The organism is Paraburkholderia sp. Clong3 (genome assembly GCF_050436485.1).
In the GTDB taxonomy this organism is placed as follows: Bacteria; Pseudomonadota; Gammaproteobacteria; order Burkholderiales; family Burkholderiaceae; genus Paraburkholderia; species Paraburkholderia tuberum.
In genome coordinates, this window is record NZ_JBNDMH010000002.1 from 1,499,686 (window position 1) to 1,514,583 (window position 14,898).

Here is a 14,898-nt window from a genome sequence, read left to right on the forward strand (position 1 = left end):
ACGACCATGAAGAACCGTTCGCCCGCCGCAGGCCGGCTGGCTGTCCTTGGAGCGAGCATCGCGATCGCGATGGCACTGAACGTGGCTGCCGTGCACGCCGCCCCGGACTACCCCGCCGTGACCTACGAGCGCCTCGCTCAAGCACAGAGCGACCCGGGCTGGCTCACCTACTACCGCAGCTATAGCGGCCAGTCACATTCGCCACTGAAGCAGATCGATGCATCGAATGTCGCCAGGCTCAAGGAGGCCTGGAGCTATCAGTTCCCCGCGGAACTCAAGCAAGGCTTCGAAGCAACCCCGATCGTCAACGGCGGCTACCTTTTCGTCAGCACGCCGAAAGACAACGTCTATGCATTCGATGTCAAGAGCGGCACGAAGCTCTGGAAATACGAGCCGAAGCTCGGCGCGGAATCGTTCAAGACCGCATGCTGCGACGTAGTGAATCGCGGCGTCGCGCTGTATGGCAAGAACGTCTACGTGGCCATGCTGAGCGGCGAGGTAGCCGCGATCGACGCGCAGAGCGGCAATGTCGTGTGGAAGAAGCAGATGTTCGAACCGGGTCTCGGCTACGCGTTCTCGCTCGCGCCGCTCGCGCTCGACGGCGCGATCGTGGTCGGTACATCAGGCGGCGAGTATGGGATTCGCGGCTATATCGCCGCACTCGATCCCGACGACGGCTCGATCATCTGGAAGCGCTATACGATCCCGAATGCCGGCGACAAGGGCGGCGATACGTGGCCCGACGGCATGCAGGAACATGGCGGCGGCGCGGCGTGGCTGACCGGCACCTACGACGCCGCCACGCGGACGCTGTACTGGGGCGTCGGCAATCCGGGACCGTGGCTCGCCGCGCTGCGTCCCGGCGACAATCTGTACTCCGATTCCCTGCTCGCGCTCGATCCGAAGAACGGCGACCTGAAGTGGCACTATCAGTACACGAGTAACGACACGTGGGACTACGACGGCGTCAACACGCCGGTTCTTGCCAACATCAGCTACAAGGGCAAGCAGTATGACGCCATCATCCATGCCGACCGCAACGGCTTCTTCCACGCGATCGACCGCAAGACCGGCAAGCTGATCTACGCGGAGCCGTTCGTCAAGGCGCTGTCGGTGACGGGCTATACCGCCGACGGCAAACCAGTTCAGGACGCCAGCCGGTTTCCCAAGGCCGGCACGACGATCAACACCTGCCCGAGCTTTCTCGGCGGCAAGAACTGGTGGTCGACTTCCTACGATCCCGAGCGGCACATCGCGGTGGTGCCCTCGCTGCATGCGTGCATGAGCCTGTCCGGCAAGTCGGTCAGCTACATGGAGGGTCTGCCCTACCTCGGCGAAGGCTTCGAGATCCAGCCTGAACCGGGCAGCCAGGGTTATGGCGAGCTTCAGGCCATCGATGTCAATACCGGCAAGAAGCTGTGGGGTCACTGGACCAGGATGCCCTGGAACGGTGGCGTCGCCACCACGGCCAGCGGCCTCGCCTTCAGCGGCTCGCTCGACGGCCATCTGTACGCGTTCGACGTGACGACGGGCAAGGTGCTGTGGGAGAGCCCGCAACTCGCGAGCGGCATCGTCGCGCAACCTTCCGTGTTCGAAGTCGACGGCAAGGAATACGTGGCCGTGCTCGCGGGCTACGGCGGTGCGAATCCGATCTGGGGCGGCCCGATGGCCGACGTCGCGAAGGACGTTCCGCGCGGCGGCACGCTGTACGTGTTCGCGCTCGATCGCAGCTAGGCGCAGCCACCGCACCCGCATCGTTCTGCCCCTCCGGCCTTCGCAGCCGCATCTTTCCGCGCCCGCACGCAGCCCATGCGGGCGCGGTGTTCCCGCCATCACAGGAACGCACCATCATGAACATTCGATTCACTCACCTTGCTCTCGCCAGCGCGCTCGTCGCCGGCGCCGCACATGTTGCCGCCCAGGCGGCCGCGCGGACGTCGTCCAGCGTCCGCGTGTGCACGATGCCCGGCAGCCCTTCGGCCGAGCTGGACAAGTCTGTTGCACGCGCGGTGTTGAGCGCGGCGGGCATTACCGCGACATTCGCGCCGCGCGGCATCGACGACGACGGCGGCGACGACGGCATCTCCGCTCGCGAGCTCTCGACATCGCTGCAGCGCAACTGCGACGTGATCGCGGGCTTTCCGCGTTCGAGCGTGGCCGACGGCTCCGACTCGCACCTGCTCTTTTCCGACAGCTATCTGCACTCCGGTTACGTCAGCGTCACGCTGCGCGGCGTCCATGCGGCCAACACCCCCGTCGCGGCGCCGGACGGCAAGATCACCATTGCCGCCACCTGGTCGAGCCCGTCGCAACTGATCGCGGTCCAGCAGAAGAACGCGCGCTTCGATCTGGAAACCACCTCCGAGCTGACCGTCGACGCCCTCGCGAAAGGGCGCGCCCAGCGCGCGATCGTCTGGTACCCGGCCGTGGTGGCGTATCGGCATGCGCACCCGCAGCAGCACTTCGAGGTTGCCGTCGCCGAGTCGCCCTATGCCGACTGGAATCTGGTGTTCGCGTCGGGGCCCGACACGCAGCCGCTGCAAAAGCGCATCGATGACGCGCTCACGCGTCTGCGCAGCGATGGCCGGCTCGCAGCGCTCACGCGCAACTGGGCGCTGCCAACCACCCTCGCGAGCGGTTCGGCGACCACGGCCAGCACTCACGCGAATCTCGCGCGCTATCTCGACGGCCCGACCCAGGCGTCGCCGCGTGCGGACCTATGGCGCGTGGGCGGCATGCCCGCCGCCGGCGGCTTCATCAAGGTTGCGGCGACGACCGAGACACCGTCGTTCGATCACGATCAGGTCACCCACGGTGAACATCTGTATGCCGATTCGTGTGCGAAATGCCACGGCGAGAAGCTCGAAGGCAACACCGCGCCGTCGTTGATCGGACCGGCCTTCGCGCCAGCGGCGAACTCGCATCTGACGATCGGCGGCATTTACCAGTACATGTCGACCAACATGCCCGCGGACCATCCCGGCAAGATGAGCGACGAGGAGTACGCCGATCTGATGGCCTTCCTGCTCTATACGAATGGCTACGACACCGGCAGCGCGAAGCTGACCGCGCAAGCCGCGCAATCCTCGACCACACCGCTGAACGCCGGACCGCGCCACTAACACGTTGCTTCGCACCGCATTACGACGCCACGCCGCTTCAAGCGAATGCGGCATGGACGACCCATTTCTTTTCTCAGGGCATCATCATGGTCTCTCACAACCGCAGACACTTCATTCTCCAGGCCGCGGGCCTGTGTGCCGCGCTCGCCAGCGCCGACCTCGCGTTAGCCGCGCCGCCCGCCGTCGATGAAAACGACGCCACGCCCAACTCGCTCGGCTATCGTGCGAAAGCGAGCAGCGTCGACGCCGCGAAGTTCCCCAAGTACCACGCGGGCCAGAACTGCGCGAACTGTCGTTTCTACACTGGCGCAGCGGGCGACTCCGCCGGACCGTGCCCGATGTTCCCGGGCAAATCCGTTTCGGCCGACGGCTGGTGCAACGTCTATGCGCCACGCGTTTGAGCGCTGGTCCGTGGGTGCGCCGCCAGGCGGCGCACGCACGATGGCCGCGGCCGATGCCGTGATCGGTCCGTCGGACGGGGACGCGTCGGCCCCCCTTCAGGCGCTGATCGAACTCGGCCTCACGCGTGGCTTCCTCACCCGCGGCGACATCGTCGACGCCCTCCCGCAGCATGCAGCCGACGACGCTCCAATCGCCGCGGCAACGGTGACGCTCCGCGAGTTGGGCATCGCCGTGCGCGAAGCCGCCGCTACGCAAGCGGCATGGGCGCCCGAGCGGCATTTTGCGAACGCTGACGCCGTCTCCGGTCGGATGATGCTGCGTCGCAGCCGCGGCGGTGTCGTTCATCGGTCTCGCCGCTTCGCTTGCCCTCGCGCCAGAGACGTGCTCGCTGAGCCGGCAAGAGGCGGCATCGCTGAATCACTAACCCGCTCACCGGCGTGCCGTTGCCGATCAGGCAACGGCACGCCCATCGTCTCGACTCCCGTTTCCCTCTATCCGGAACAACATCATGAAATTCGAAGGCATCTACACCCCTGCTATCACGCCGTTGACCGCGCAAGGGCAAATCGACAAGACGCCCTTTGCCGACGTGCTCGAATCGCTGATCGCGGCCGGCCGTATGAGCGTGTCGATGGGCCGCGAGTACCTCGAGACGGTCTGCCATGCATCGAAGACCAGGACGATGCTCTGCCAGCCGCCACATGCATTCCTTCGATCCAGACGTTCGAGTTGTCGACGTAAAGTAGGTTTGCCATCTTCAATCTGTCCAGATCGGCTACCGGCCGGCGTGCGGAGCGCTTGCGCGCCAAGTACTTTCCCCTTCATTCAGCGAACACTTCCTGCAACGTTCTCAGGGTGTCCATCAAAGTATTCCCGGCAACAAAACCCTCTTTCTTGACCAGCCGCACCTTATCAACGGTGCGAATTTGGTCTAGCAAAATCAATCCTTGCTTTCGCTTGAAAGTCACCGGCACGCGGAAGGGCGCGGGGCGGCCCTTCGAGGTCATCGGGGCGACAATGACCGTGCGAAGGTGATCGTGCAGTTCAGGCGGAGAGACTACGACGCAAGGACGTGTCTTTTGGATTTCGCTACCTAACGTCGGATCGAGAGCAACTAGCCAAACCTCGCCGCGCACTACCACGTTATCTCCGCATCACCTGCGTTGCCGAACTCACCCATCACCAGTGCGTCGTCGCCGGTTTCCGCAACCCGTTTGCTTGCAACGGCCCAGCCTTCGCGCACAGCTTTCTGCGGACGACGAATTACTAGCGCGTCGTTCTCGACTTCCATGTCTACCTCATCCTCTAAACCAAGCTGGGCAAGTATCGGCTTGGGGATCAACACCCCTTGCGAGTTGCCCATTTTGCGAATCGTCGTTTTCATGGCTATACCGTATATACAATGTTATACCCAGCCCAATGCGAGGTAACCACAATGTTATTACATTTTTCGAGGTTTTGAAATGAATCCAGCGCGCGGTCAGTCGTACAACGCGTCAAAGCCCGCTATCGCCTCGCGGCGATCTTTCAAGCCCGAGTTCGCCCAGTTCACGTCCGAACGCCATCAACTGGATGCCCACCAGCCTGACATTCCCCACCATCCGCGAAGAGCGCCCTGACCGGTGCAATCAAAGATGCCGTGTTTGCGCGGGCGGATTGCCCCAGTCGTCGTGCAGCCCATCGCGATAGGTGACTGGCGCATTCAGCGCGGCATCGAGATCGAGTTCATCGAGGCACATGATGTTCACGTTGATATACGGATACCCTGTGCCGTTCGGCATATCGATGCGATCGAATACGTGGACCCCGCAGCGTTTGCAGAACGGGTGATGCGCGACCGCATTGTGCCCCTGATATTCGCTGAGCGCGGCTTCATCCGAAAGAAGACGAAAATCTTCCCGGCGCACCTGCACGTGCCAGAATCGCAGCCTGCTGCAGTAGCTGCAATTGCACTTCGACGTGCCCTCGTCGAAATCGATGCGAGCCTCGAACTTCACGAATTGGCAATGGCAACTTCCGAGGTACGTGCGCAACATGGGGTTCTCCGGGGTTGAGGGCCGCTGCCATTATGGACGGCACGACTTCGCGCTGCCAATGCACGAGCCGTCGCAACCCTCGCAGTAATGGCGGTCGCGCACCGCGCGATCCACGCGCCAGACGTTCGCCGCAACCGGTGCCGCCGTCCCCGCCGAGCGCCCGTTTTCCCGCGCATGAAACGTCGGCTCGCCCGCCTTGCCGCGGCGAATCGCTTCATCGATGTCCTGCTCGCCGAACACCGCTTTCAGTTCGGCCACGAACGCCGCGATCTCCGGCATCGGATGCCCGGCTGGCTTGCGCACTCGCATGTCCATGAACCCGCCCCCCAAAAAGTGCCTGTTCGCTATCTCATAAAACCATGTAGGATACTGTATATCCATACAGGTATTTTCGCAAATGACAGCCGCCCTGCCAGCACCGGAAGCCATTCACCCGTCCTTGTGGCGGGCGTCCCAGCTTGGCGCTGGCCGCGGCCGCAGCGTCGATACCGGTTATCCGGCCCTGTCGGCGGAGTTGCCCGGCGGTGGCTGGCCGCTCGGCGCGCTGGTCGATCTGCTCGTGCAGCAGGCCGGCGTCGGCGAACTGCGGCTGTTGCAGCCGGCGCTCAGCGCCGTCGGCGAGCGTCCGCTCGTCTTCGTGCAACCGCCGCATACGCCGGACGGCCTCGGGCTCAACTACATCGGCCTGTCGCTGCAGCAGGTGCTGCGGATCAATGCGCCGAAAACCGCCGACGCGCTGTGGTCCGCCGAGCAGATCCTGCGCGCCGGCAGTTGCGGCGCGCTGATCTTCTGGGCGCAGTACGCGCAGGCGTCCTCGCTGCGCCGTTTGCATCTGGCCGCGCAGTCGTCGGAGACGCTTTTCATCATGGTGCGGCCGCTCGCCACCGCGCAGGAGGCATCCCCCGCGCTGCTGCGGCTCGCGCTCAGGCCATCGGCCGAAGGTCTGACCATCGACATCGTGAAACGACGAGGGCCCGCTCGCGCAGAGCCCCTGTCGATTCCCCTTCAACCCACTCCCGTTCTGCTTTCCCGACATGCGCGTCTTTCTCGCCGTTCATCTGCCAAAGTTGCCGCTCGAGGTCTTCAGACCGAAGTGGTCGCCTGAGCCCGCGCATGGCTGCGCGGTGCTGGAGAAAGACAAGGTGGTCATGGCCGACCCCGCCGCGCGCTCGGCAGGCGTGCGTCCGGGCATGAAGCGCGGCGGCGTGCTGACGCTGTCGCCGCAGACCGAGATGTATGAGCGCGATAGCGGCCGTGAAACGGCAGCCCATCGCGAGGTGGGTATCGCGCTGATGCGCTTCTCGCCCGAAGTCGCGCTGCTCGATGAGGCGACGGTCGTCGTCGAGATCGGCGCGAGTTTGCGGCTCTTCGGCGGCCTGCTCGCGCTGTGCCGCGATACGAAAGCCATCCTCGACGCGCTCGGCTTCACCGCGCGCATCAGTGCCGCGCCGACCGGCCAGGGCGCGTGGCTGCTCGCGAAGTTCGGCAACCGGCGCGTGCTGAAGCTCGCGTCGCTCGACCTGCGCCTGTCCGCCCTGCCGATGCTCGCCGTGCCCGAAGTCCGCCCGTTCGCCGACTGGTTCACGGGCCTCGGTTGCGAGCGCATCGCCGATCTGCGCCGCCTGCCCCGCGCCGGCTTGCAGCGCCGCTGCGGCGAACATCTGCTCGACTCGCTCGACCGCGCGTTCGGGACCGCGCCCGAACTGTTCGACTGGCTCGAACTGCCGCCCACGTTCTCGGCGCGCATCGAGATGCCGGACCGGCTCGAACACGCGGATGGCGCGGTGTTCGGCGCGCAGCGCCTGATCGTGCAACTGTGCGGATGGCTGTGCGCAAAACAGCTCGCGCTCACCGGCATTCGCCTGTCGCTCGAACACGAGCGCGGACGCGCTGCGATCGAGCCGACCACGATCGACGTCGCACTCGGCGAGCCGACCTGGCGCGAAGAACATCTGATGCGCCTGCTCAAGGAGCGGCTGCATCGTATCGAGCTCGCCGCGCCCGTGATCGCGTTGCGGCTCGACGCGTCGAACGTCGAGTCGGCCGCGCCCGCGTCCGACACGCTGTTTCCCCAACCGGGCGGCTCGCAGGAGGATCACGCGCGGCTGCTCGAACTGCTGGTCGCGCGGCTCGGCGAAGAGAACGTGCTGAAACCCGCGCCGAGCGCCGATCATCGTCCGGAGATCGCGAACCGCTGGCTGCCGGTGTCGCAGCCGGTCAAGCCCGGCCCGCTGCCGCAGAATCTGCCCCGCCCGACGTGGATGCTCGATACGCCCGTGCGTCTGCTGATGCGCCAGCACCGCCCGTTCTATGGCTCGCCGTTGCGCATGGTGTCGCCGGGCGAGCGCATCGAGAGCGGCTGGTTCGACGGCGAGTTCGTCACGCGCGACTACTTCGTCGCGCAGGCGGACGACCAGAGCTGCTACTGGATCTACCGCGAGCGCGTGAGCAGCCGCGACGCGGAAGAAGAGCAACGCTGGTTCCTGCATGGCCTGTTCGGCTGATAGGCGCGGATGAGCGGCCATGGACACCACCTTCACGATGCTGCCGGCGTATGCCGAGCTGTTCTGCTTTTCCAACTTCACGTTTCTGCGGGGCGCGTCGCACGCTGAGGAACTGGCCGAGCGTGCCGCGCAACTCGGCTACTCCGCGCTCGCGATCACCGACGAATGCTCGCTCGCGGGAGTCGTGCGCGCGCATGTCGCGGCGAAAGAAGCGAAGCTGCCGTTCATCGTCGGTTCGTATTTCCGGCTCGTCAACGCCGATGGTTCGCCGGCGTTCGGGCTGATCCTGCTCGCCCGCAACCGCAACGGCTACGGCAATCTGTCCGAGCTGATCACGCTGGCGCGCATGCGCGCGCCCAAGGGCGAATACCGGCTCACGCCGCAGGATCTGTCGCGGCCGGAGAAGGAGTATCGCCACCTGCTCGGCATGCCCGACTGCCTCGCGATTCTCGTGCCGGATTTCCCGGCCAGCGAAGACGCGCTCGATGCGCAGGTCGAATGGCTCGACGAAACGTTCACGGGCCGCGCATGGGTCGGCCTCGTGCTCCATCAACGCGCGATGGACGACCTGCATCGCGGCGCGGTCGAGTTCGTCGCGCGCAGCCGCGACGTGCCCGTCGTCGCGCTCGGCGAAGTCGTGATGCACGTGCGCTCGCGCAAGCCGCTGCAGGACACGATGACCGCGATCCGGGTCGGCAAACCGGTCCATCAGTGCGGCTATGATCTGGCGCCGAACGCCGAGCAGCATCTGCGCTCGAGGTTGCGGCTCGCCAACCTGTACCCGCAAGACGCGCTGGCCGCGACGGTCGACATCATGAGCCGCTGCACGTTTTCGCTCGACGAGCTGCGCTACGAGTATCCCGACGAGCTGGTGCCGGCCGGCCATACGCCGGCCTCGTATCTTCGTCAGGAAACCTATGTCGGCGCGCAGCGGCGTTTTCCCGCGGGGATTGCGCATCACGTGCAGCAGCAGATCGAGCACGAACTCGAACTGATCGCGGACCTGCAGTACGAGCCATATTTCCTGACCGTCTACGACATCGTCCGCTTCGCGCGCAGCCAGCACATTCTGTGTCAGGGGCGCGGGTCGGCCGCGAACTCGGCGGTCTGCTATTGCCTCGGCGTGACCGAGGTGGACCCCGCGCGCGGCAACATGCTGTTCGAGCGCTTCATCAGCAAGGAGCGCGGCGAGCCGCCCGATATCGACGTCGACTTCGAGCACCAGCGGCGCGAAGAAGTGATCCAGTACATCTATCGCAAGTACGGCCGCGACCGGGCGGCGATCGCGGCGGCGGTGTCGACCTATCGTCCGCGTGGTGCGCTGCGGGAAACGGGCAAGGCACTCGGCGTCGATCCGCAGATCGTCGACGCGGTCGCGAAGTCGCATCACTGGTTCGATACCAGTCGGGATCTGCTCGCGCGTTTCGCGGAATCCGGCCTCGATCCGAACCAGCCCCTGATTCAGGCCTGGGCGAAGCTCGCCTCGCAACTGCTGAATTTTCCGCGCCACCTGTCGCAGCATTCGGGCGGCTTCGTGATCAGCCGCGGCAAGCTCACCCGGCTCGTGCCGGTGGAAAACGCGGCGATGGCCGACCGCTCGGTGATCGAGTGGGACAAGGACGACCTCGAATCATTGGGCTTGCTGAAGGTCGACGTGCTCGCGCTCGGCATGCTGTCGGCGATCCGGCGCACGCTCGACCTCGTTTCGGAACAGCGCGGAGAACGTTTCGACATGCAGGACATCCCCGCCGAGGATGAGGCGACCTACGCGATGATTTCGGCCGCCGATACGGTCGGCGTGTTCCAGATCGAATCGCGCGCGCAGATGAGCATGCTGCCGCGCATGCGGCCAGAGAAGTTCTACGATCTCGTCATCGAAGTCGCGATCGTGCGGCCCGGTCCGATTCAGGGCGGCGCCGTGCATCCCTATCTGCAGCGCCGTCAGGGCTTCGAGCCCGTGACCTATCCGAGCGACGCGTTGAAGACCGCGCTGGGCCGCACACTCGGCGTGCCGATCTTCCAGGAGCAGGTGATGCAGGTGGCGATTCTCGCGGCCGGCTTCACCGCCGGCGAAGCCGACCAGCTGCGACGCGCGATGGCCGCGTGGAAACGCAAGGGCGGACTCGAAAAATACTATGACCGCATCGTGCTCGGCATGCAGGAGCGCGGCTACGACCAGGCCTTCGCCGAGGCGATCTTCGAGCAGATCAAGGGCTTCGGCGAATATGGCTTCCCCGAAAGTCACGCGGCCAGTTTCGCGCTGCTGGTCTATGCGAGCAGCTGGCTCAAGCGTCACGAACCCGAAGCCTTTCTCGCCGCGATGCTGAACAGCCAGCCGATGGGCTTCTATTCGCCGTCGCAACTGGTTCAGGATGCGCAGCGGCACGGCGTCACGGTGTTGCCGGTCGATGTGACGATCAGCGGTTGGGACTCCTCGCTCGAACACCGTGCGGGGGCGACGCGCCCCGCCGTGCGTCTCGGTCTTTCGCTGCTGCGCGGCATGAAGGACGGCGCCGCCGAACGGATCGAGAACGCGCGCGCGGTTCGCCCGTTCGCGAGCGTCAACGATCTCGCGCGCCGCGCGCAGCTCGACCGCAAAGACCTGCATGCGCTCGCGGATGCGAATGCGTTGGCAGCGCTCGCGGGAAACCGCCGCGAAGCGCTGTGGCAATCGGTCGTCGCGGTGCCGGACAAGGATATGCTCGCGGCTGCGGCGACTCAGGACGAAACGCCCGAACTGGGCGCACCGAGCGAAGCGAACGACATCGTCGCCGACTACCGTTCGCTCGGCCTGACGCTCAACCGCCATCCGCTGGAACTGCTCCGGCCGCAGTTGCTCGCGAACCGGCTGATGCCGGCCTCGACGCTGCGGACCTATCGCGACGGCCGCCTCGCGCGCGGCTGCGGACTGGTGACGGTGCGTCAGCGTCCCGGCACGGCCAAGGGCGTCGTGTTCGTCACGCTCGAAGACGAGACGGGCAACGTCAATGTGATCATCTGGCCGAGTCTGCTCGAAAAACAGCGCAAAGAAGCGTTGGGCGCCGCGCTGCTCGCCGTATACGGCACGTGGCAGTGTCAGGGAGAAGTACGGCACCTCGTCGCGCAGCGGCTCGTCGACATGTCTCATCTGTTGGGCGAGTTGCAAACGACGAGCAGAGACTTCTGCTGACGCGAGCGCGCAAATGCGTATCATCGGAACAGCAAACGGAGGCATCCATGTGCTATTCGGCTCAGATTCTGGCGGACTACCGGCGCTACGTCCGCATGTTCGGCGCGCACATGAGCATCGAGGAATTCGCGCGTCTTTTCTTCGAACGCGCAGAGGACGGTCAGGCCAGGATTCCCAAAGCGATGGAAGACGCCTTCTCGGAACCGCAGTCCGACGCGCAACGGGAAGTCTGGGCGCTGATCGAGCGCTTCAGATCGCAGCAGACCGTGAAGCTCGAACAGGAACTGTTCAAACAGCGCACCCGCTTCGCCGATGCCGAGCGCTCTTTGCAGACCAAAGCCACCAAGGCGGCGACCGAGAGCAAACGGATCGCGAAAGACAAGATCGACCGCACGCTCGAGCGACTCGACGACCTCGGCCGAACCGCTCCCCAAGCAAGCGACTCGCGCATCTTTCCAGGCTACTACGCGCCGGTGATGGTGACGGAGAATGGCCAGCGCGTCGTCAAACCGATGCGCTATCAGTGCCGCCTGGCCGGCAAGCCCGCATCGTACGACACCCGCTATCCCGGCACGTACAACGCTCGTCGGGACAGTCTCGAAAGTTTCTGGAAAGCGCTATTCGGCTATTCGCATGGACTCGTGCTGGCCAGTTCTTTCTATGAGAACGTTTCGCGCGCGCGAATGGAAGGCCGCGAACCGGCGCCCGGCGAGAAAGATGAAAATGTCCGGCTCGAGTTCCGGCCCAATCCGCCGCACGACATGCTGGTCGCATGCTTATGGTCCCGCTGGAGCGGCAAAGGCGAGCCCGATCTATTGTCCTTCGCGGCCATCACCGATGATCCGCCACCCGAGGTGGCCGCTGCCGGCCATGATCGCTGCATCATTCCGATCAAGCCTGAGCATATCGACGCGTGGTTGAATCCCGATCCGCGCGATCTGGCGGCGTTGTACGCGATTCTCGATGATCGGGACCGGCCGTTCTACGAGCATCGGATCGCGGCCTGAACACAAGACGCGGTTTCGCAGGCCGCGCGAGACGGTGTCGGATCATCCTTGCAATCTTCACGCAGTAACATATTCTGCGTTATGGATGTTCATCGGCTGGCGAAGAATACCCGGTTGTAGAGGTCCGCCAACAGGCGCGATTCGGACCCCATCAATCATCGAAGCGCCTGCGCAGCGGGCCCGACACGATCCACACCCTCGGGTTGCGGCTGCAAGCACAGGAGACGTCGGTATGGGCAAACATCCCGCGGCGGACGCTTCGCAGCAGACCGCGCTCGGCAGCGACGAACTTCAGCTGATCGATGCGTGGTGGCGCGCATGCAATTACCTTTCGGTCGGCATGATCTATCTGCTGGACAACCCGCTGCTGCGGGAGCCGCTGAAAGTCGAACACGTCAAGTATCGCCTGCTCGGACACTGGGGCGCGAGCCCGGCGTTATCGTTCGTCTGGGCGCATCTGAACCGCGTGATCAAACGCGACGATCTCGACGTCGTCTTCATGGCCGGTCCCGGACACGGCGCACCGGGCGTGCTCGGCCCCACCTATCTGGAAGGCACCTACTCGGAGATCTATCCGGACAAGAGCGCGGATGCCGAGGGCATGCAGAAGTTCTTCAAGCAGTTCTCGTTTCCCGGCCATATCGGTTCGCATGTGACGCCGGAGACACCCGGGTCCATCCATGAGGGCGGCGAGCTTGGCTACAGCCTGTCGCATGCGTATGGCGCCGTGCTCGACAACCCGGACCTCATCGTGGCCTGCGTGGTCGGCGATGGAGAAGCGGAGACCGGGCCGCTCGCCACCGCGTGGCATTCGAACAAATTCATCAACCCGGCCCGCGACGGCACCGTGCTGCCGATCCTGAATCTGAACGGCTACAAGATCGCCAATCCGACCATCCTGTCGCGCATCAGCAGCAGAGAACTGGAAGCGCTCTTTGTCGGCTACGGCTACACCCCGCATTTCGTCGAAGGATCGGATCACGCGGAAATGCATCGGAAGATGGCGCACACGCTCGATACCGTGCTCGGCGAAATTCGCGCAATTCATCAGCAGGCACGCACGAACGGCAATCTCGAGCGGCCGCTCTGGCCGATGATCGTGCTGCGCACGCCCAAGGGCTGGACCGGACCGAAGCAGATCAACGGGCACAAGGTCGAAGGCTCGTGGCGCTCGCATCAGGTGCCTTTTTCCGATGTGCGCAACAACTCCGCGAATCTCGAAGTGCTCGAAGAATGGATGCGCAGCTACCGGCCCGCCGAACTTTTCGATGCCGAGGGCCGGCTGATCCCCGAACTCAAGGCGCTGTCGCCCCAAGGCCCGCGGCGCATGAGCGCCAATCCGCACGCGAACGGCGGCGTGCTGCGCCGCGAACTGAAGCTGCCCGACATCCGCGCGTACGCGGTGGATGTGCAGCACGCAGGCAAGGTGCTGCAGGAGAACACGCGGCCACTCGGCGAATTTCTGCGCGACACGATGCGCGCGAACATGAACACCTTCCGCGTGTTCGGCCCGGACGAAACGGCCTCGAACCGTCTGCAGTCGATCTACGAGGTCAGCAAGAAGGTGTGGATGGCCGAGATGCTCCCCGAGGACGAGGACGGCGGCGAACTGGCGCGCGACGGCCGCGTGATGGAGATGCTGTCCGAACATACGCTGATGGGATGGCTCGAAGGCTATCTGCTGACGGGCCGCCACGGCTTCTTCCATACCTATGAAGCGTTTGCGCACGTGGTGGATTCGATGTTCAACCAGCATGCGAAGTGGCTCGACATCAGCCGCAATCACGTGCCATGGCGCGCCTGGGTGTCGGCGGAAAACATTCTGCTGTCGTCGACCGTGTGGCGGCAGGATCACAACGGCTTTTCGCATCAGGACCCCGGCTTCATCGATCTCGTCACCAACAAGAGCCCCTCGGTCACGCGCGTCTATCTTCCGCCCGACGCGAACACGCTGCTGGTGGTCGCCGACCACTGTCTGCGCACCACCGACTGCATCAACGTGATCGTCGCCGACAAGCAGAAACACCTGCAATTCACCACCATCGACGAAGCCGTCGTGCACTGCGCCAAAGGCATCGGCGTGTGGCGGCGCGCGAGCAACGACGAGGACGCCGAACCGGACGTGGTGATGGCCTCGTGCGGCGACGTCGCCACTCAGGAAGCGCTGGCGGCGACGGCGATCCTGCGCGAACGTCTGCCCGAACTGAAGCTGCGTTTCGTCAACGTGGTCGACCTGTTCAGGATGCAGCCGGCGAGCGAGCACCCGCACGGCTCGACCGAACGCGAATTCGACAGCCTGTTTACGACCAATAAGCCGGTGATCTTCAATTTCCACGGTTACCCGTGGTTGATCCACAAGCTCGCCTATCGCTTTCGCAATCACGAGAATCTGCACGTGCGGGGCTACAAGGAGAAAGGCAACATCAACACGCCGCTCGAACTGGCGATTCTCAATCAGGTGGACCGCTTCAATCTGGTGATCGACGTGCTCGACCGCGTGCCGCGCTTGCAGGGCAGATCCGCGCATCTCAGGGAAGACATGAGGAACGCGATCGTCAGCAACCTGAACTATGCGCATACGCATGGCACGGACCGCACCGAGGTCGCCGACTGGGTCTGGCCCTTCTGAACGTCACGCGCAGCATGCACCGAGGAAAG

Annotated in this window: 12 protein-coding genes and 2 pseudogenes; 10 read left to right on the forward strand and 4 right to left on the reverse strand. The window is 64.5% G+C overall.

The window, feature by feature from the left end; translation table 11 throughout:
- Positions 1-6: 6 nt before the first annotated feature.
- From OKW30_RS11180 to OKW30_RS11200, 5 genes and pseudogenes are all read left to right on the forward strand, one after another.
- Positions 7-1,734 carry a methanol/ethanol family PQQ-dependent dehydrogenase gene (locus tag OKW30_RS11180; RefSeq protein WP_184064158.1) on the forward strand — a complete coding sequence of 576 codons (1,728 nt, stop codon included), beginning with the start codon at positions 7-9 and terminating at the stop codon, positions 1,732-1,734.
- Positions 1,735-1,850: 116 nt separating this feature from the next.
- Positions 1,851-3,122 carry a c-type cytochrome gene (locus tag OKW30_RS11185; protein WP_429346716.1) on the forward strand — a complete coding sequence of 424 codons (1,272 nt, stop codon included), beginning with the start codon at positions 1,851-1,853 and terminating at the stop codon, positions 3,120-3,122.
- Positions 3,123-3,208: 86 nt separating this feature from the next.
- Complete coding sequence (locus OKW30_RS11190) at positions 3,209-3,523, forward strand: high-potential iron-sulfur protein (protein ID WP_184064164.1); 315 nt, start codon at positions 3,209-3,211, stop codon at positions 3,521-3,523.
- Between the two features lie 40 nt (positions 3,524-3,563).
- Positions 3,564-3,761: pseudogene (locus tag OKW30_RS11195) on the forward strand (RNA polymerase sigma factor region1.1 domain-containing protein); the annotation flags it as partial.
- A 271-nt stretch (positions 3,762-4,032) separates the two neighbouring features.
- Positions 4,033-4,141: pseudogene (locus OKW30_RS11200) on the forward strand (dihydrodipicolinate synthase family protein); the annotation flags it as partial.
- 204 nt (positions 4,142-4,345) lie between these two features.
- Here OKW30_RS11200 and OKW30_RS11205 read toward each other — a convergent pair.
- The 4 genes from OKW30_RS11205 to OKW30_RS11220 all read right to left on the reverse strand — a co-directional run bounded on the left by OKW30_RS11205 (position 4,346) and on the right by OKW30_RS11220 (position 5,875).
- Positions 4,346-4,666 carry a type II toxin-antitoxin system PemK/MazF family toxin gene (locus OKW30_RS11205; protein WP_090804212.1) on the reverse strand — a complete coding sequence of 107 codons (321 nt, stop codon included), beginning with the start codon at positions 4,664-4,666 and terminating at the stop codon, positions 4,346-4,348.
- Positions 4,660-4,908 (reverse strand): AbrB/MazE/SpoVT family DNA-binding domain-containing protein, encoded by a 249-nt coding sequence (locus OKW30_RS11210; protein ID WP_090804210.1) that lies wholly within the window; start codon positions 4,906-4,908, stop codon positions 4,660-4,662. Before OKW30_RS11210 ends, OKW30_RS11205 begins: the two co-directional genes overlap by 7 nt.
- A gap of 244 nt (positions 4,909-5,152) precedes the next feature.
- Positions 5,153-5,560, reverse strand: a complete 408-nt coding sequence (locus tag OKW30_RS11215; protein WP_429336273.1) for a GFA family protein — start codon at positions 5,558-5,560, stop codon at positions 5,153-5,155.
- Positions 5,561-5,590: 30 nt separating this feature from the next.
- On the reverse strand, positions 5,591-5,875 hold the full coding sequence (locus tag OKW30_RS11220) for a hypothetical protein (protein ID WP_429346717.1): 285 nt from the start codon (positions 5,873-5,875) through the stop codon (positions 5,591-5,593).
- Positions 5,876-5,957: 82 nt separating this feature from the next.
- Here OKW30_RS11220 and imuA point away from each other — a divergent pair, with 82 nt between their 5' ends.
- The 5 genes from imuA (at position 5,958) to OKW30_RS11245 (ending at position 14,869) form a co-directional block, all read left to right on the forward strand.
- Positions 5,958-6,665 (forward strand): translesion DNA synthesis-associated protein ImuA, encoded by a 708-nt coding sequence (gene imuA / locus OKW30_RS11225; RefSeq protein WP_184029676.1) that lies wholly within the window; start codon positions 5,958-5,960, stop codon positions 6,663-6,665.
- Positions 6,595-8,064 carry a Y-family DNA polymerase gene (locus OKW30_RS11230; RefSeq protein WP_429346718.1) on the forward strand — a complete coding sequence of 490 codons (1,470 nt, stop codon included), beginning with the start codon at positions 6,595-6,597 and terminating at the stop codon, positions 8,062-8,064. Before imuA ends, OKW30_RS11230 begins: the two co-directional genes overlap by 71 nt.
- A gap of 19 nt (positions 8,065-8,083) precedes the next feature.
- On the forward strand, positions 8,084-11,233 hold the full coding sequence (locus OKW30_RS11235) for an error-prone DNA polymerase (protein WP_184071319.1): 3,150 nt from the start codon (positions 8,084-8,086) through the stop codon (positions 11,231-11,233).
- A gap of 47 nt (positions 11,234-11,280) precedes the next feature.
- Positions 11,281-12,240 carry an SOS response-associated peptidase family protein gene (locus tag OKW30_RS11240; RefSeq protein ID WP_429346719.1) on the forward strand — a complete coding sequence of 320 codons (960 nt, stop codon included), beginning with the start codon at positions 11,281-11,283 and terminating at the stop codon, positions 12,238-12,240.
- A gap of 232 nt (positions 12,241-12,472) precedes the next feature.
- Entirely contained in the window at positions 12,473-14,869 is a 2,397-nt protein-coding gene (locus tag OKW30_RS11245; protein WP_429346720.1) for a phosphoketolase family protein, read from the forward strand.
- Positions 14,870-14,898: the final 29 nt, after the last annotated feature.

Bases quoted from the DNA above. Each gene is read 5' to 3' on its own strand.
- OKW30_RS11180 (WP_184064158.1), top strand. From the start codon at position 7: ATGAAGAACCGTTCGCCCGCCGCAGGCCGGCTGGCTGTCCTTGGAGCG.
- OKW30_RS11185 (WP_429346716.1), top strand. From the start codon at position 1,851: ATGAACATTCGATTCACTCACCTTGCTCTCGCCAGCGCGCTCGTCGCC.
- OKW30_RS11190 (WP_184064164.1), top strand. From the start codon at position 3,209: ATGGTCTCTCACAACCGCAGACACTTCATTCTCCAGGCCGCGGGCCTG.
- OKW30_RS11210 (WP_090804210.1), bottom strand. From the start codon at position 4,908: ATGAAAACGACGATTCGCAAAATGGGCAACTCGCAAGGGGTGTTGATC.
- OKW30_RS11215 (WP_429336273.1), bottom strand. From the start codon at position 5,560: ATGTTGCGCACGTACCTCGGAAGTTGCCATTGCCAATTCGTGAAGTTC.
- OKW30_RS11220 (WP_429346717.1), bottom strand. From the start codon at position 5,875: ATGGACATGCGAGTGCGCAAGCCAGCCGGGCATCCGATGCCGGAGATC.
- imuA (WP_184029676.1), top strand. From the start codon at position 5,958: ATGACAGCCGCCCTGCCAGCACCGGAAGCCATTCACCCGTCCTTGTGG.
- OKW30_RS11230 (WP_429346718.1), top strand. From the start codon at position 6,595: ATGCGCGTCTTTCTCGCCGTTCATCTGCCAAAGTTGCCGCTCGAGGTC.
- OKW30_RS11235 (WP_184071319.1), top strand. From the start codon at position 8,084: ATGGACACCACCTTCACGATGCTGCCGGCGTATGCCGAGCTGTTCTGC.
- OKW30_RS11240 (WP_429346719.1), top strand. From the start codon at position 11,281: ATGTGCTATTCGGCTCAGATTCTGGCGGACTACCGGCGCTACGTCCGC.
- OKW30_RS11245 (WP_429346720.1), top strand. From the start codon at position 12,473: ATGGGCAAACATCCCGCGGCGGACGCTTCGCAGCAGACCGCGCTCGGC.